A 16,732-nucleotide genomic window follows, 5' to 3' on the forward strand; every position below is an offset into this window, starting at 1 on the left:
ACCATGAGCAAAGAAATGAAAGTACCCACAGTTGGAGAATCCATCTCTGAAGTTACTGTTGGGCAATGGTTTAAAAAAGACGGAGATACCGTGCAGTTGGACGAAATACTCTGCGAGTTGGAGTCGGACAAAGCAACTTTTGAATTTCCTGCAGAAGCCACAGGAATCCTGAGAATTAAAGCGCAGGAAGGCGATACTGTCGAAATTGGCGGCTTGATCTGCGTGATCGAGGATGCCTATAGTCCGGCAGCGTCTACACCTATAGCAGCCACTTCTTCACCAGCTCCTATTGCTAAAGCCTCAGCAAGTGGTGAAGTGAAGGAAATGATCGTACCCACAGTGGGTGAGTCCATCACCGAGGTGACTTTGGCCAATTGGATAAAAAAAGACGGCGATTTTGTCACCTTGGACGAGATCATCGCAGAGGTAGATTCGGACAAAGCAACTTTTGAACTTCCCGCCGAGGCTACTGGTATTTTGAGACATGTCGCCAAAGAAGGTGATGTGCTGGAAATTGGAGGCCTCATTTGTAAAATTGAAGTGACAGAAGGAGCTCCTGCTGCCACTCCGGCATCTGCATCTGGGACTTCAGCACCAGCTACCGCCAGCTCTGTTGCTTCATCTGCTACCTATGCTTCCGGACATGCTTCCCCAGCTGCATCCAAGATTTTGTCAGAAAAAGGAATCGCTCCTGCTGCTGTTGCTGGATCAGGTAAGGACGGAAGAATCACCAAAGAAGACGCAATGACTGCTCAAAAACCAGCTGCAGCTGCCCAGGCAGCAGCATCTGCTCCAAAATCCGCAGAATCTGCTTTGGCACCTGTAATCCCGGGTTCAAGAAATGTGAGAAGAGAGAAAATGTCTTCTTTGAGAAAAACTGTTTCCCGTCGCTTGGTTGCAGTAAAAAATGAAACAGCGATGTTGACCACATTCAATGAGGTAAACATGAAGCCGATCATGGATTTGAGGTCAAAGTTTAAAGACCAGTTCAAGGAAAAGCATGGTGTAGGTTTGGGTTTTATGTCCTTCTTTACCAAAGCAGTCTGTGTTGCCCTCAAAGAGTGGCCGGCTGTAAATGCCCAGATTGACGGGAATGAAATTGTTTACAATGATTTCTGTGATATTTCTGTGGCGGTTTCCGCTCCAAAAGGCTTGGTTGTTCCAGTGATCAGAAATGCTGAGTCAATGACCTTTGACCAGATTGAGAAAGAAATCGTGAGACTGGCTGGCAAGGCTAGAGACAACAAACTTTCGATCGAAGAAATGACGGGAGGAACATTTACCTTGACCAACGGTGGGATTTTTGGTTCCATGATGTCCACGCCGATCATCAATGCCCCGCAGTCTGCAATCCTCGGCATGCACAACATCGTCGAGCGCCCGATGGCCGTAAACGGTGAGGTGAAAATCCTTCCGATGATGTATTTGGCACTTTCCTATGACCACAGAATCATAGACGGCCGTGAGTCAGTCAGTTTCTTGGTTCGGGTGAAGCAGTTGCTTGAAGATCCGACAAGGTTGTTGTTTGGAGTTTGATTGATTTACGATTTACGAAATACGATTTACGAGGGGCTGGAGCATTTTCAATCCCGTTTTTAACCAGCAACGGCCAAGTCTTGAATCTTGTGTCTTGCGTCTAAAATCTGAATAAAAATGTACGACGTTATAGTAATCGGTTCTGGCCCGGGAGGATATGTGGCAGCAATAAGAGCTGCACAATTGGGCATGAAAACCGCCATAGTTGAAAAATACTCCACCTTGGGAGGGACCTGTCTCAATGTGGGCTGTATTCCTTCAAAGGCACTTTTGGACTCTTCCGAGCATTACCATAATGCATCACATACCTTTAAAACGCACGGAATAAACCTTTCTGATCTCCAAGTGGATTTGGGTCAGATGATTACCCGCAAAAACGAGGTTGTAAAGCAAAACGTGGATGGGATTCAGTTTTTGATGAAGAAAAACAAGATCGAAGTTCATCAAGGTCTTGGTTCTTTCGTGAATGCTACGACCGTGAAAGTCACCAAAGAGGACGGCACTTCGTCTGATATTGTGGGCAAAAACATCATCATCGCCACAGGTTCCAAGCCGGTGTCTTTACCTTTTATCAAATTGGATAAGTCAAGAGTCATTACTTCTACGGAGGCATTGAATCTGAAAGAAATTCCAAAGCATCTGGTTGTGATTGGAGGCGGTGTAATCGGGTTGGAATTGGGATCTGTTTATGCACGTTTAGGAGCCAAAGTTTCTGTGATCGAGTTCATGGATTCACTGATTCCTACAATGGACCGTACCATGGGCAAAGAGCTTCAGAAATCCCTGAAAAAGATCGGCTTTGAATTCTTCTTGAAGCATAAAGTGACTTCTGTAGAGAATTCGGGCAATGAAGTAACTGTTAAAGCTGATAATGACAAAGGTGAAGTGATCGAAGTGAAAGGCGATTATGTCTTGGTTTCAATCGGGCGTAAGCCTTATACCGATGGCCTTAATGCAGAAGCTGCAGGTGTAAAAATTAATGACAGGGGCCAAATCGAAGTAAATGATCATCTCCAGACTTCTGTTCCGAATATCTACGCGATCGGTGATGTGGTGAAAGGCGCCATGCTGGCTCACAAAGCCGAGGAAGAAGGGGTCTTCGTAGCTGAAACGATCTTGGGACAGAAACCGCATATTAATTACAATCTAATCCCAGGTGTGGTTTATACCTGGCCGGAGGTTGCCGCAGTCGGATACACAGAAGAGCAGCTTAAGGAGCAGGGACGAAAGTTCAAAACCGGAAAGTTTCCATTTATAGCCTCAGGCAGAGCCAGAGCTTCCATGGATACAGATGGTTTTGTGAAAGTCCTGGCAGATGCAGATACTGACGAGATTCTCGGTGTTCACATGATCGGACCAAGAACCGCTGACATGATTGCTGAGGCTGTTGTTGCCATGGAATTCCGGGCTTCAGCAGAAGACATTGCCAGAATGTCTCATGCTCATCCGACCTATACAGAAGCTTTCAAAGAAGCCTGTTTGGCTGCTACTGATAACAGGGCACTCCACATTTGATTTTTAAGAAATTGAATAATTCGAAAGCCATCCTGATCACTTGGGATGGCTTTTTCTTTTTGTTAAAATTGGTTTACTTCCGAGATGAAGTTCAAAATAGCCATTTTGGGAGCCGGGAATGTGGCTTGGCATTTAGCGCCAGCATTGGAAGATGCAGGTCACGAGATCACAGAAGTCTACGCCAGGGATCTTGAAAAAGCCAAGCAAATTACCGAGCGGGTTTATTCCGCAGAACCCAAAGACGACCTCGATTTTTCAGAAAGTAAAGCTGGGATTTTCATTTTAGCGGTCAAGGATTCAGCCATTACCGAACTGGCAGATGAGGTAATTTTACCCGAGGGAAGCATTTTAGTGCACACTTCTGGGGCAATGACTCTGGATATTTTAGGTTACAGTTCGGCGAGTTATACAGGGATTTTGTATCCGCTTCAGTCTTTTACCAAAGGCAGAAAAATGGACATGGAAGAAGTTCCTTTTTTAGTAGAAGCTGAAGACGAAGAAACGTTGCAAAAGCTAAAAAAGCTGGCAAAAAGCATTTCTCCTCTGGTCTATCAGATTCGCTCCAAAGACCGAAAAGCTATTCACGTGGCAGCAGTTTTTGCCAGCAACTTTACCAATCATATGCTTCGCATTTCGGAGGAAATCATGAGGAGGCAAGGCTTGGATTTTGAAATGCTAAAACCTCTGATCATCGAGACTATTTCGAAAAGCTTGCAAATGGGCGCAAAAAATGCCCAAACCGGACCGGCAATCCGGGAAGATTACGAAACCCTGGAAGATCATCACCAATTCCTGAGCTTTAACGAATCGATCGCTGAAATCTACAAACTGATCTCCCAGGATATTATTGACAGCTGATCAGTGGTTCCAAGAACCAAATTTTCCGGCTTGGTAATCCTGATAGGCTTCTTGAATTTGCTGTTGTGTATTCATTACAAAAGGGCCTTGGGCAACCATTGGCTCATTAAAAGGAGCTGCATGACCAAGAATTAAAATTGAATCTTCCAGCGCTTCCACTTCAATTTTTTCCTCAGAAATTCCGAATTCAACCAAATTGCGAAACATTACTTCGGTTCCGTTTACCGTAAGTTCGCCTCGCACGATATAGAAAAAGATGTTTTCCTCAGCAGGGATTTCTTTTTCAATTTTTCCGCCTTTTTCAAGATAAATCGTACTCATCGTCATAGGGAAAGTCCCTGCAAAAGCGCCTTTTACTCCATTCCATTCTCCAAAAAGCTGCTGAGCTTTCACCTTTCCTTCATCAAGTTCCAAAGTCGGAATCTCGTCTTTTTGCAGACCGACGTAATTTGGCTTGATCATCTTTTTTGCCGCAGGCAAATTGAGCCAAAGCTGCAAAATCTCCAGGTCACCCCCTTTTAGCTTGAACTCCTTGCTGGAAACTTCTGCGTGAATCAACCCACTTCCCGCCGTCATGTATTGAACTCCTCCGGGACCAATCACAGATTCATGGCCCGAAGAGTCCTTATGCATGATATCTCCTTCCAAAATAAAAGTCACCGTTTCCATCCCTCGATGTGGATGAGGACCAAATGGAAGTCCTTGGTTTCGTTCAGGATAGGTTTGGAAGCCGTGATGATTGAGAAAAATAAACGGATCGATCTGCTGGAGACTTCGAGTTGGCATTGGGCTATAAGTCACCAAATCGGCGATGGGCCGGTATTCTGCTTTATGGATTTTTTTGATGGGTCTCATGGAATATTTATGTCTATGAATTCAAGAGGTTGGCCGGAGAAAAAGTTTTAAATCTTCCGATTTATTTCAGTTTATTTCAGCCTTTTGTCCAATTCAAGGATGGTTTGAAGCAGGACATTTGCTCCATTTGCGATATCGGCTTTGGTCGAATACTCAGCCGGAGCATGACTGATTCCGTCTTTGCTTGGTATGAAAATCATCCCCATCGGTGCAATTCGGGCCATTTCCTGTGCATCATGTCCGGCTCCACTCGGAAGGCTTTTGGTGGTAAAACCCAACTTTTCAGCTTGGGTTTGGATGATCTCTCGGACCATTGGGTCGGCTAAAGCAGGTTTGCTGGCAACTTCAATGTGTTTAACATTCAGTTCTGTCTGGCTTTCAGCTGCCAGTAGTTTGGCTTTAGCCTCGATGTCGGCATAGATTTTCCAGATTTTATCAGAAGAAAGGTCCCTCAGTTCCACATTCACTTTTACTTCTCCAGGAATCACATTTCCTGCACCCGGAAATGCCTGAATTTTACCTACTGTACCCACTTGCTTTCCTTCGTAGCTGTTGACAATTTCGTTTACAGCAAGCACAAACCTCGCCGCCGGTAGCATGGGATCCTTGCGCATATCCATCGGAGTGGTTCCGGCATGGTTTGCTTTTCCGAGAAAAGTAAATTCCCACCATTCTATTGCCACAATCCCTTCGACTACTCCGATATCGAGTTTTTCAGTATCAAGATTACCGCCTTGCTCGATATGTAGTTCAAGAAATGCAGCAAGGTCGCCGGGATTTCTTTTGAGTTCAGGAATTCTTTCCGGATCTCCTCCCAAAAGCTTGATTCCTTCCGCCTGGGTGATTCCGGCATTTGATTTTACCTGGAGGGCTTCCTTACTCAAAGCTCCAACCAAGGCTCTGCTTCCAACAACTCCTCCTTCTTCATTGGTGAAAATGATGACCTCAAGTGGATGCTCGGTTTCGATTCCTTTTTCGTTCAAAGTACTTGCTACTTCAATTGCCCCCATTGATCCCACAGGGCCATCATAGTCTCCTCCATTTGGGACTTCATCGATGTGGGACCCAAAAGCGATGGGCTTGAGGTTGGGGTTTTTACCGGATTTTCTGCCGATAATATTTCCTGCAAAATCTGTCGAAACTTTCAATCCCGCCGCCTTCATCAATCCTTTGATATATTCCCTTGCCTCAATATCATATTGACTGTAAGCCACCCGGTCTGTACCTCCGGCAGCATTTTTTCCAAAAGTTGAAAGCTTTATCAGGCTTTGATGGAGTCTTTCCGAATCGATAGAAAGGTCTTGGGCAAACCCCGATTTAGACAGAAAAATCAGCAAGAGGGTGAGGCAGAAAAGAGGTTTTCTCATGGTCTTAAAATTCATTTTGAACCAAGTTAACACAAAAAAAGTCCCTCTTTTCAGAAGGACTTGAGTGCTTATTTGAGCCAGGCTAGCTGTACCTCATCGGGAGCTTTCATCCGATCTGCTACTCTCATGTATCGATCGGCCAGCTTTACAAGGTAGTCTTGGGCTTTTGCAGCTGCCGCGTCTAGGCCGGTGAGGCCCTCAATTTTCCAGAGTTTCACCAAGTGCTCGATGATTCTGGCATAGTCCCAGCTGGTATAAATGCCCACTTTTTGAGTGATTTCAGAGAATTGGGTAAAAAGAGATGGGTTTGAGCTACCTTCTCCCATCATGACTGCCGGCATGACGATCTGCTTTCTCATCAATTTTTCAAAAGCGATGATCCCGCCATTTGGATCGATCTCAAATATTCTTGACATAAAAGACTTGTAGGCCTTTTCGTGTCTGGCTTCGTCTCCGGCGATTTGTTTGCAGATTCTTCCCAGGACAGAGTCGCCTGCGATATCTGCCAGTTTCCCGGTGTTTACGTGTGAGATTTTTGTAGCTCTCTCCTGAAAGGAAGTATAGACGATCGCCTGGTAAGGATCTCCGCCTGAGTTTGGATCAAATCCGTTCATCAGTAATCTGTGAATCGTCCGCTCCACAGCCTTCATATCGACTCTTCCGGTCATGTAAAGGTATTTGTTGAGCAGATCTCCGTGCCGGTTTTCTTCGGCAGTCCAGGTCTTGGACCACCTTACCCATCCTCTTGGAGATAGGAGGTTTCCCTCAGGATTGATTCCCTCCAGCATATTGAAATAGGTTTGATAGCTGGGAAGTGCCTCCTCAGTGATCATATTGCCTATCAGGGAAGTCAACACTGTATCGGGAATCCCTTCGGCTCTTTTTTGGAGGAGCTTGATTTCTTCGTGAATGTCTGGATTGCCAAAATCCGGGAGAAAATCCGAAGGCTGCCAGCATTTGTCGGGATCGACCAGTATGTTATCGACTGCATCGCCGACCAACTCATCCAATTGGGAGATGACCTCTATATTCTTTTCTAATTCGTAATTGATTTCACCTGATTTCATTGGGAAACTGATTTATCCGGGTGGGTTAGCCCCGAAGTGTTTATGAATTATGATCGGCAAGTTACGGACAAATCTGCTGATTTGTGATAGAAATCCTCTATTTCGGATTTAGGATTCCATAAATGGAAGAAATAACCTATGATTTTTCCCTCTTCCCATTATACGAGAAAAGCCTCCAAAACGGAGGCTTTTCTGTTTAAAACAATTCTGCATATTAATAATCCAGCTTATAAGCCGCTACTTTGTTTTTGAAGAAGGTAGGGACATAAATGATTTTTTCGGCAGCATTGTACCCGATATCTGCGGTATTTGACTCAGCAGCTTTGGTGTCCAGCATCAGAGTTTGAGTGGAATCGTTGGCAAACCAGATTTCTCCAGGCCATTTGGAAGCTACAAAATTGCCATCGCCCAAAATAACCAAACCGTCGCCTCCGGATACATTTGCATTCACCACGGTGGCAGTTCCGTCAGCATTCCACATTTTCAGACCTGATTCATCCAGGCCGTAAATTGTGCCATCGGCTCCAACCGCAATACCATTGATAGATTTATTCCCCTCCGAAACTGTTGCAATCGTACCATCCAAAAAGGAATGCACTTTTCCGGTGGCCATATCAGTGAAATAAACGGTCCCATTGTGAGAAGCCGCATCATTCAAAAACTGGGCACCATCCACTTTCCATTTTTTTGAAATTTTGGATGTGGCAATGTCAATTTCCACCAATTCGTCAATGTCAGTCACGTAGAACTTTCCGTTGGAAATCGCCATTCCTTTTGGGGCATTCAATCCTGATATCCATGCTGGATTGATAATTTTTCCATCTTTGGAAAGAGTTGCAATCGATCCTTTTCCGTCTTTTTCGGATGGGTCCTGGCCTTCGATATTGGCTACGTAGATTGTTCCGCTTGCCTCATCGAAAAGGACAGATTCATTGGTCATAAGGGAATCGGCCGTTTCCCAAAGCAAAGTAAGAGAGGGGATTTTTACCTCGACTACTTCCTCCACGACTTCTTCGGTTTTTGGCGGTGAACAGCTAACCAAAATCAAGGTAGCTGCAAGACCCATCAAGGATAGTTTCATAATTGATTTCATAAGAAATGTGGATTGGTTAAAATATGAGGTTGTTCATTTCAAATTTCGCGATTTTACTTTTCAAAATAAAATCCTGAAAGTGATCGTTTTGTTCAGGTTTTCAGAGTAAATAATCCGAATGATTCTTGGGATTTTGATGAATCTTTTGAAAGGCAGAACTCAAAAATTGCTCAATTCTTTCAGCCATTGGTGGATTTTTCAATTCTCAACTTTGAAAATTCAATTATCTTCCATTTCCCCAACCAAAAAAATTGCATGAAAAGACTCCTTTACCTAATCGTTCTTTCAGGTTCAATTTTCTCATGCACACCGAAAGAAGAAGCAATCGATTACACTAAAATGACAGATGAGGAGCGGCTGAAAGCAGCTACTGAAATCGCCCAATCTACCATCATGGTGGATGGTCACGTGGACCTTCCGTATCGGATGAAAGTCGGTGGATTTACCTTGCAGCGGGAGGTTTTGGATGTTTCTGTTCGCACTCCGGATGGGAATTTTGACTATCCACGATCCAAAGAAGGAGGATTGGATGCCCCATTTATGTCAATCTATATTCCAGCCGGAAACCAAAAAACTCCCGGAGCATCCAAAGCCTTGGCTGATTCCCTGATCCTGATGACAGAGCGGTTGGCCGAGACTTTTCCGGATAAGTTTGCTATGGCATATAGCCCCGCTGATATCGAGACAAACTTTTCAAAAGGTCTCATTTCCCTTCCAATGGGAATGGAGAATGGTGCAGGAATCGAAGATGATTTGGCCAATGTGGCCTATTTTCACAACAGGGGAATCCGGTACATCACCTTGACTCACGGGACGGACAACCTGATCGGAGATGCAAGTTATGATACTACCGGTACCCACCAGGGATTGAGTGAATTTGGGGAAAAAGTGGTGGCTGAGATGAACAGGGTGGGAATCATGGTTGATTTGAGCCACGTTTCGGACAATACTTTTAAAGATGCATTGGCCATTTCCAAAGTTCCTGTGATTGCTTCTCATTCTTCTGTAAGGAAATTCACGCCGGGATTTGAACGGAATATGAGTGATGAGCTGATTCAGGCTATGGCAAAAAATGGAGGGGTGATGATGATCAATTTTGGCGGTAGCTTCATTGATTCAGCCTATGCGGCTGGTTCGACAAAAGTTAGAGAGCATTTGGTGAACTATATGGCTGAAAATAACCTTTCCAGCGGCGATTCGGCCTATCGTGCATATGCTGCCGAATACAACGCTGCCAACAATCCATTTCCGACTGTACAAAGAGTGGCTGACCATATTGACCATGTAAAAAAATTGGTGGGAATAGATTATGTCGGGCTTGGGTCGGATTTTGACGGGGTTGGAGATTCCTTGCCGACCGGCTTGAAGGACGTTTCCATGTACCCTAACTTGATAGCGGAACTGCTGAAACGCGGATACAGCCGTGAGGATATTGAAAAGATCTGTTACAAGAATATCTTCCGGGTGTGGAAGGCGGTTGAAGATTTTGCTGCGGGATCAAAATAGCCTATCCGGAGGTTTTGGTTTTTAAGGAAAAACAGATTCAGCTCATTTAATTTTCGACAACTGACTTTTCTCATAAAATTGAAGTCGATTTAATAATATCCTTGTGCAGGTTATTTGAATTCGATGACCTAAGAGACTATAATTGTAGACTATTTATGAAAATCAAACTCAGTATTTTGTTTTTTCTGGGCATTATGACCCAGGCTTTTTCCCAGGAAGGGTTTAGCATTCATCTTAGGGGTGTTGAAGGCTGCTACATAGATTATTACACTGCATTTGCTAACAAAGGAGCAAGTGATGTTACTGATGGGGAGCATGAAGTGGTGATTTCGGTCTTATACCAAAATATGAGTGAGTGCTATATCGGCAAAGTGACCGTTAAGGATGGAAAATTTGTAGCGCCTGTTATGATTCAAAAAGATGACATGTCCTATGCTACACTGGCTACTATTTTCAAAGATTTTAACCAGGAGTGGTATGCGAAACAAGACCCAAACACTCTTTATGAAATCAATGGAGGGATGAGCAAAATGTTTTTGAGTCAACAAGGCTATCAGGTGCAGATGTTTTTCCCTGGATTTATCAATAAAAATTCAGGTGTAAATCGAAAAGCCCCTCCTGCGAATGAGTTGCTTAAAGACAATAATTGAATCATACCCCGGCCTAAAAAGTCGGGGTTATTTTTTGAATCCTATTTTAATCCAACCTGTAGAACTGGACTTCTGGACTTCCTTTTTTCTGATAATTTCTGGTTCTTGAAACTCTTGGATTCTTCTGAAATTCTAAGATCAGTTAACTGAAATAATGGCTTGATAAAATTGAAATCAAAGTCTTTTTTCTGTCAAATTTTCCATTTTTATTCTAAAACTTGCTGATTTTGAGTCATTTTGGCCGAGTGGATGGCTTGGCGAAACATTTGATCAATGTGGTGAAACTAACCCGCTAACTAAATCACTATGGACTTCAATCAATTCACCATAAAATCCCAGGAAGCAATTCAAAAAGCTGCTGAACTTGCTGCGAATGCAAGCACACCGACAATTGAGACTTCTCACTTACTCCAAGGAATCCTGACTGAAGATGAGAATGTGGCTGATTTTCTGTTCAAAAAACTTGGTACAAATAAGCAGTTAATCACGCAAAAGCTGGATCAGGAATTGGCAAAACTGCCAAAAGTGAGTGGAGCCAATCAGCAGCCCCACTTATCTGGTTCTGCCAATCAGGTGCTGACCAAGGCAAAAGATTACCTCAAGACTTTTGGGGATGAATATGTAGCCATTGAGCATTTGCTGTTGGCTATTCTGGCGGGAAGCGACACCACCGCTCAACTACTCAAAAATCAGGGTTTGACTGAAAAGCCCCTGATAGAAGCAATCAAAGAACTTAGAAAAGGAAATAAAGTGACCGATCCAAACGCAGAAAGCAAATACAGGGCTCTTGAAAAATATTCCAAAAACCTGAACGATTTGGCCAAAAAGGGCAAAATCGACCCCGTCATCGGTCGTGATGAAGAAATCCGAAGGGTGCTTCAAATCCTCGCCCGAAGAACCAAAAACAACCCGATTCTACTCGGAGAACCCGGTGTCGGAAAGACAGCGATTGTTGAAGGTCTAGCCCAGCGAATCGTCTCTGGTGACGTTCCCGAAAACCTCAAATCTAAAACTTTGATCTCTTTGGACATGGGCTTGCTCGTGGCAGGGGCAAAGTACAAAGGTGAATTCGAAGAGCGATTAAAAGCTGTAATCAAAGAAGTAACCGACGCCGAAGGAGAAATTATCCTCTTTATCGATGAGATCCACACTCTAATCGGTGCAGGTGGTGGAGGCGAAGGAGCCATGGACGCCGCCAACCTGCTCAAACCGGCTTTGGCAAGAGGTGAACTCCATGCAATCGGCGCAACTACACTGAAGGAATACCAGAAATACATTGAAAAGGATAAGGCTTTGGAGAGAAGATTCCAAGCAGTCATAGTGGACGAGCCTGATGCTGCCGATGCGATTTCCATCCTTCGGGGCATTAAGGATAAATACGAACTCCACCACGGAGTCCGAATCAAGGATGATGCAGTGATTGCTGCTGTTGAACTTTCGCAGCGATATATTTCAGACCGTTTCTTGCCTGACAAAGCAATTGATTTGATGGATGAAGCAGCCGCCAAACTGAGGATGGAAATTGATTCATTGCCTCAAGAACTGGACGAGCTCAACCGAAGAATCATGCAGCTGGAGATTGAGCGTGAAGCAATCCGTCGGGAAAATAACCGCGACAAGGAAACCGTTCTAAGTAAGGAAATCGCCGAACTTTCTGAAAAGCGTCAAAGTGTGAAAGCCAAATGGGAAAGCGAAAAAGCGGTCATCATGGGGATTCGCCGAGAAAAAGAAGCGATTGACAAGCTGAAGATGGAAGCCGAACAAGCTGAACGAGCTGGTGATTTCGGCAAAGTAGCCGAGATCCGATATGGCAAAATCGTCGAAGCGGAGAAAAAACTGGAGTCGTTCAAAAGCCAATTGGAAGTAATGCAGGCTGGTTCCCCGCTTCTAAAGGAGGAAGTGGATCAAGAAGACATCGCTTCGGTAGTTTCTAAATGGACAGGAATTCCGGTTTCTAAAATGATCCAGTCTGAGCGTGAAAAGTTACTTCACCTGGAGGAAGAGCTGGGAAAAAGAGTCGCCGGCCAAAAGGAAGCGATCACAGCGCTTTCGGATGCAGTGCGTAGAAGCCGTGCCGGTCTTCAGGATCCAAAGCGTCCGATCGGTAGCTTTATCTTCATGGGAACGACCGGAGTTGGTAAAACTGAGTTAGCGAAAGCTTTGGCAGAATACCTCTTCAATGACGATAATGCCATGGTCCGTATCGACATGTCTGAGTATCAGGAACGCCATGCGGTCAGCAGACTTGTGGGAGCGCCTCCAGGCTATGTTGGGTACGATGAAGGTGGACAGTTGACTGAAGCGGTGCGAAGAAAACCTTATTCCGTGATCCTTCTGGATGAGATTGAAAAAGCACACCCAGACGTCTTTAATATCTTGCTTCAAGTATTGGATGATGGTAGACTGACTGACAACAAAGGTCGGCTGGCCAATTTCAAGAATACGATTATCATCTTGACTACCAATATCGGTTCGCACCTGATTCAGGAGCGATTTGCTGAAATGGAAGAATGGAATAAGGAGGAGATTTTGGAGAAAACCAAAACCGAGGTTTATGAAATGTTGAAGAAAGCCGTGCGGCCTGAGTTCCTGAACCGGATCGATGAAACGATCATGTTTGAGCCATTGAGCAAAGACATTATCCGGAAAATCGTGGATATTCAATGGAGAGAAATTCAGAAGCGACTTTCAGAAGCCAATATTGAAATAGACGCTACGACCGAGGTTTTGGATTATTTAGGAGAGGTTGGTTTTGATCCGAACTTTGGGGCCAGACCGCTTAAGCGAACCATGCAAAGGTTGGTTTTGAATGAACTTTCGAAGCAGATCCTCTCCGGATATATCAAAAATGACTCAGCAGTCTTGGTTGACTTGGATGCTGATAAGCAGGTTTATTTCAAGAATATTGAAGCAGAGGTAATAGCCTGACACCTTCAGCACCAAACAGTAACAGCAGCCCCTGGAGGAAAACTTTCAGGGGCTTTTTTTAGGTGTGATTGTGTTTGGTGTCAGCGCAGTAGATTACCTCTTCTTTTTTGAATATCCCTTTGAATTGCTGCCAAAGGGTTTTTTTAGCGAGCAGCACGATGTATTCTCCCATCACAGAATTATCTGATTCCAAAAAGACTTCTTCCACATTAAGAGGGAATTGAGATTGATAGTAGTTAGTTTCCAATGATTTATATCCTATCATGGAAAAAACCACAGTAATCGGGTTTTTGGTTATTTCATCGGGAACAAGTAATTCAAACTCCCCATGCTCGTTTGCTGTAGCGCCAATTTTAAATCCCTTCAGGATTATGCTTGCCCCGGGTATCTCCATTGAATCTTCTTTTCCTATAATCCGACCTTTAATGATTTTGTTTTGACTAAAAGTGGGCTGAAGCAAAGGGAAATTTGAGCTTTCTTTTTGGGTCTTCTCTGTAGGAGTATTGGCCGGGGTTTGAGCTATTACCGGTAGAGAAATTCCGATCAATCCAGCTAGACTCAATGCCAAAATGCCGTGGAATTTGACTTTACGAAAGGGAACTTCATGCGATTTAAGATGATCTTTTCTGAAAATTCCGCAGCTGTTCTGGGGGTTTTTACTGATAAAATTCCAAACTTCTTCCTGGCTCATATTGCGAAAATCAACCACTTCTTTTCGGCAGGATTGGCAAAAACCTCCATTTCCAGTTGGTGTAAAACTTTTTGGGTCTTGAGAACAGGGGACAGGAAGTTGAATTTGTGGGCTCATTTCAATCTTTTACGGAAAATCATTTTCTTAGTTAATAATAATTGAAATTTATTCCACGTATTGATATTCAACGATTTCTTTTCGAGAAAAATCACCCCCGATCCAATTCTGGTAATTTCCTGAATGAATCATTTCAAAGCTGGTATCAGGGTAGGCCTTTGGCCCATGCCCCTGGAGCTTTTGTTGACAGTGCAACTGACGGAATTAATGTTAATTCCGTCAGTTGATTGACGCAATTTCTATCAATTGAGTCAGTTGATAAGGAGGGTTTGGTCAAAACAACAATTTGATCCGGTTTCGGTTGACCTGCCTACAAATTCCACCAATAGGTGAATTTCAGGACGATCGACCTGTTTTTTACATTAAATGGATCCGGCAGGTAGTTGTCCGTATAGACGATAAATAAATCTGAGGCAGGCTTGAATCTCCACTGAAATCGGGTATTTAAGTTGATGTTGTCGATTTGCTCGTTGTATTGAATGAATGCCGTGAAAAACAGCGTGTTCGTCATCGTCACATCTATCCTCGGGCCGACGAGCAAATAATCCGTCGTGCCCCATGGCTCCGAAAGCACAATTTTATTGTAGGTGGTGCTTAAGGCCAAGCTCACATAAGGCTGAAAGCGATAACCCAGATCCGTGGTGAGCGTGTACAATTCCCCATCTGCATAATACCCTCCGAACCGAGTAGAAAAGCCATAGGTGAAGAGATTTTGGGGTTTTGAAACGTACTCGGTTCTCCAGCTGAAGGCATAGTGATCAGAGCCCACCGGCAATTTTTCATTTCCGGAGTTAGTCGGGTCAAAGGGTGCCTGAAGTTTCACAAAATCATAGATCAGGTAGGTTGCTAGATTGCTTTGGCTTCTGAACCGCACATTGTAGGACACAAAGGAATTGTTGTCGGTATGGACGCCCTTTGTGTTGTAAAACAGCGTCGAACTTGCATCCGGACCATGGCTCAGGATTTTTTGGCTTTTGGGAAACCACCGGTACCCAACAAATGGATTGACCTTGTAATATCCCCGTCTGGGTACATAACCCACCTCCGCTGTGTAGTTTTCAGACACATACTCGTGCTGCCAACTCCAGGTCAGATTTCCCCCCGCATACTTGAGGTTAGCTGCATGGACAAATCCATTTCCAGCATTGTCGGGGCCAAAGCTTTGGAGTACAATGGCTTTCCCCGTCCAGATGTTGTTGGCTGAGGCAAGGTTGTACTCCAAGCCTGCAGTTCGGTTGAATTGGGAATAGACAGGATTTTCAGAAGTCGAATCCGGGTTGTAATTAAGGGATTGCTTATTGACGAATATTGCGCCGATGTTGGACCTTGCACCAACTTGCCGTTGAAGCGCCATCACGGTGAAGTTTTGGGAAGGCAAATCAGTTTCTTCCACAGCTCCGGTCTGCATGTTCATTGCTCCGATCCGCCAATCTTTGTTGATTTTCCCACTAAATCTTGCCCCAAACTGAATAGGAGCATTGAGCCCGATTCTCCGGGAGAAAAAAGGGCGAATGGTGGTGTACCCAAAACCTGCAAACAAGTCTCCATTCTCTAAAAAGAACTGCCTCCGTTCTGGGAAGAAAAGCTCGAACCGATCCAGATTTGTGACCTGCCGATCTACTTCCACTTGGGAAAAATCGGGATTCACGGTCAGGTCGAGATTGAGCGAAGAAGTAAGGGAAATCTTGGCATCTAGACCTACTTCACCTCTGGTTTCAGAACTGCCTTCATTTTGAAAATCTTTGCTTACACCTCCAAGTGCGTAGGGGATGATGGAGACATTGGCTCCGGCATCGGGTGGAGGATTATCCCAAACAAGGGTGCCAGTGTATGCTAAGGAAGCAGAGGGAAACTGTCGCGGAACAGGTGCCCAGCCGGATTTCTCGGTGGTCTTCAGATCCAGTCGGCTGAAGTTGATCCCCCATTCGGTGATCCCTTTTTTGTAACGGATGGATTTGAAAGGAATCGCAGCCTCAAAGATCCATTTGTCCTCGTAGTTTTTGACTTTGGAAACCCACTTGTTATCCCAGCTGAGATCGACTGCGCCACCGTTGTACATCTGCCCGTCCCACTGCGCTCCAGCGGCATTTGCACCGAAGGAAAATCCGTTGGTCAGATCGTCAAATGGGTCCATGAAGAGGAGGAAATTGTCATTTTTCCCAAAAGCAAAATCCCTTCTCAAGGACTCAACCATATAAGGACCTTCGACAGCGTGATGATTGACCACGATTAGATACAAATGGTCGGTATCGTAGCTCATCCTAACATCCGTTTTTACCTGGGCAAAACTGGTGTCCATGGGCGTGATCATGAAAAAATCAGTTGCAACTGCTGCATCTTCCCAGGCTTTTTCGTCCATGACTCCGTCAATGAGGATTGGCGAGCTTGCTTTTTGGATTCCAAGCCGATAATCTGCATTGATTTTTTGAGCAGAAAGGTAGTTTGGCAGCCCAAGGCATACCAAAATGAAAAAGAACAAGAGTCTCATGGATTGGGTCACAGGTTCAAAGCTATCGATCTCGTCAGTTTTCCGGGCCCACTAAAATTGG

General features: G+C 44.5%; 12 protein-coding genes. 6 read left to right on the forward strand and 6 right to left on the reverse strand.

Translation table 11 applies throughout. From position 1 onward, the window contains the following. Positions 1-3 precede the first annotated feature (3 nt). The 3 genes from odhB to B0E43_RS21515 all read left to right on the forward strand — a co-directional run bounded on the left by odhB (position 4) and on the right by B0E43_RS21515 (position 3,909). Positions 4-1,536, forward strand: a complete 1,533-nt coding sequence (gene odhB, locus B0E43_RS21505; RefSeq protein WP_077353438.1) for a 2-oxoglutarate dehydrogenase complex dihydrolipoyllysine-residue succinyltransferase — start codon at positions 4-6, stop codon at positions 1,534-1,536. Positions 1,537-1,653: 117 nt separating this feature from the next. Further along, positions 1,654-3,051, forward strand: a complete 1,398-nt coding sequence (gene lpdA / locus B0E43_RS21510) for a dihydrolipoyl dehydrogenase (RefSeq protein WP_077353439.1) — start codon at positions 1,654-1,656, stop codon at positions 3,049-3,051. Between the two features lie 84 nt (positions 3,052-3,135). After that, positions 3,136-3,909, forward strand: a complete 774-nt coding sequence (locus B0E43_RS21515; RefSeq protein ID WP_077353440.1) for a Rossmann-like and DUF2520 domain-containing protein — start codon at positions 3,136-3,138, stop codon at positions 3,907-3,909. Here B0E43_RS21515 and B0E43_RS21520 read toward each other — a convergent pair whose 3' ends face one another. The 4 genes from B0E43_RS21520 to B0E43_RS21535 form a co-directional block, all read right to left on the reverse strand. Continuing rightward, positions 3,910-4,764, reverse strand: coding sequence for a pirin family protein (locus B0E43_RS21520; RefSeq protein WP_077353441.1), 855 nt, complete (start codon positions 4,762-4,764; stop codon positions 3,910-3,912). It abuts the gene before it with no gap. 71 nt (positions 4,765-4,835) lie between these two features. Beyond that, positions 4,836-6,131: a Zn-dependent hydrolase gene (locus tag B0E43_RS21525; RefSeq protein ID WP_077353525.1), complete on the reverse strand. Its 1,296-nt coding sequence runs from the start codon at positions 6,129-6,131 to the stop codon at positions 4,836-4,838. Positions 6,132-6,199: 68 nt separating this feature from the next. Beyond that, positions 6,200-7,198: an acyl-ACP desaturase gene (locus tag B0E43_RS21530; RefSeq protein ID WP_077353442.1), complete on the reverse strand. Its 999-nt coding sequence runs from the start codon at positions 7,196-7,198 to the stop codon at positions 6,200-6,202. A 214-nt stretch (positions 7,199-7,412) separates the two neighbouring features. Then, on the reverse strand, positions 7,413-8,291 hold the full coding sequence (locus B0E43_RS21535) for an ATP-binding protein (RefSeq protein ID WP_077353443.1): 879 nt from the start codon (positions 8,289-8,291) through the stop codon (positions 7,413-7,415). 255 nt (positions 8,292-8,546) lie between these two features. Between B0E43_RS21535 and B0E43_RS21540 the strand changes: the two genes are divergently transcribed. The 3 genes from B0E43_RS21540 to clpB all read left to right on the forward strand — a co-directional run bounded on the left by B0E43_RS21540 (position 8,547) and on the right by clpB (position 13,375). Further along, positions 8,547-9,797, forward strand: coding sequence for a dipeptidase (locus tag B0E43_RS21540; RefSeq protein WP_077353444.1), 1,251 nt, complete (start codon positions 8,547-8,549; stop codon positions 9,795-9,797). Positions 9,798-9,952: 155 nt separating this feature from the next. Next, the gene (locus B0E43_RS21545; protein ID WP_077353445.1) at positions 9,953-10,447 is read left to right on the forward strand and encodes a hypothetical protein; all 495 of its coding nucleotides are present in this window, start codon (positions 9,953-9,955) and stop codon (positions 10,445-10,447) included. A 306-nt stretch (positions 10,448-10,753) separates the two neighbouring features. Next, positions 10,754-13,375 (forward strand): ATP-dependent chaperone ClpB, encoded by a 2,622-nt coding sequence (gene clpB, locus B0E43_RS21550; RefSeq protein ID WP_077353446.1) that lies wholly within the window; start codon positions 10,754-10,756, stop codon positions 13,373-13,375. Between the two features lie 58 nt (positions 13,376-13,433). Here the strand turns inward: clpB and B0E43_RS21555 are convergent, their stop codons facing one another. Together B0E43_RS21555 and B0E43_RS21560 are read right to left on the reverse strand one after the other, a co-directional pair. Further along, positions 13,434-14,183: a carboxypeptidase-like regulatory domain-containing protein gene (locus B0E43_RS21555; RefSeq protein ID WP_077353447.1), complete on the reverse strand. Its 750-nt coding sequence runs from the start codon at positions 14,181-14,183 to the stop codon at positions 13,434-13,436. A gap of 310 nt (positions 14,184-14,493) precedes the next feature. Then, positions 14,494-16,671, reverse strand: a complete 2,178-nt coding sequence (locus B0E43_RS21560) for a DUF5916 domain-containing protein (protein ID WP_077353448.1) — start codon at positions 16,669-16,671, stop codon at positions 14,494-14,496. Between the last annotated feature and the right edge of the window lie 61 nt (positions 16,672-16,732).

It is taken from the genome of Algoriphagus sp. A40 (assembly GCF_002002735.1).
Lineage (GTDB): Bacteria > Bacteroidota > Bacteroidia > Cytophagales > Cyclobacteriaceae > Algoriphagus.

Excerpts from the sequence above, each read along its gene's own strand:
- B0E43_RS21530 (WP_077353442.1), bottom strand. The coding sequence starts at position 7,198 with ATGAAATCAGGTGAAATCAATTACGAATTAGAAAAGAATATAGAGGTC.
- B0E43_RS21515 (WP_077353440.1), top strand. The coding sequence starts at position 3,136 with ATGAAGTTCAAAATAGCCATTTTGGGAGCCGGGAATGTGGCTTGGCAT.
- odhB (WP_077353438.1), top strand. The coding sequence starts at position 4 with ATGAGCAAAGAAATGAAAGTACCCACAGTTGGAGAATCCATCTCTGAA.
- B0E43_RS21545 (WP_077353445.1), top strand. The coding sequence starts at position 9,953 with ATGAAAATCAAACTCAGTATTTTGTTTTTTCTGGGCATTATGACCCAG.
- lpdA (WP_077353439.1), top strand. The coding sequence starts at position 1,654 with ATGTACGACGTTATAGTAATCGGTTCTGGCCCGGGAGGATATGTGGCA.
- B0E43_RS21525 (WP_077353525.1), bottom strand. The coding sequence starts at position 6,131 with ATGAGAAAACCTCTTTTCTGCCTCACCCTCTTGCTGATTTTTCTGTCT.
- clpB (WP_077353446.1), top strand. The coding sequence starts at position 10,754 with ATGGACTTCAATCAATTCACCATAAAATCCCAGGAAGCAATTCAAAAA.
- B0E43_RS21560 (WP_077353448.1), bottom strand. The coding sequence starts at position 16,671 with ATGAGACTCTTGTTCTTTTTCATTTTGGTATGCCTTGGGCTGCCAAAC.
- B0E43_RS21555 (WP_077353447.1), bottom strand. The coding sequence starts at position 14,183 with ATGAGCCCACAAATTCAACTTCCTGTCCCCTGTTCTCAAGACCCAAAA.
- B0E43_RS21535 (WP_077353443.1), bottom strand. The coding sequence starts at position 8,291 with ATGAAATCAATTATGAAACTATCCTTGATGGGTCTTGCAGCTACCTTG.
- B0E43_RS21520 (WP_077353441.1), bottom strand. The coding sequence starts at position 4,764 with ATGAGACCCATCAAAAAAATCCATAAAGCAGAATACCGGCCCATCGCC.
- B0E43_RS21540 (WP_077353444.1), top strand. The coding sequence starts at position 8,547 with ATGAAAAGACTCCTTTACCTAATCGTTCTTTCAGGTTCAATTTTCTCA.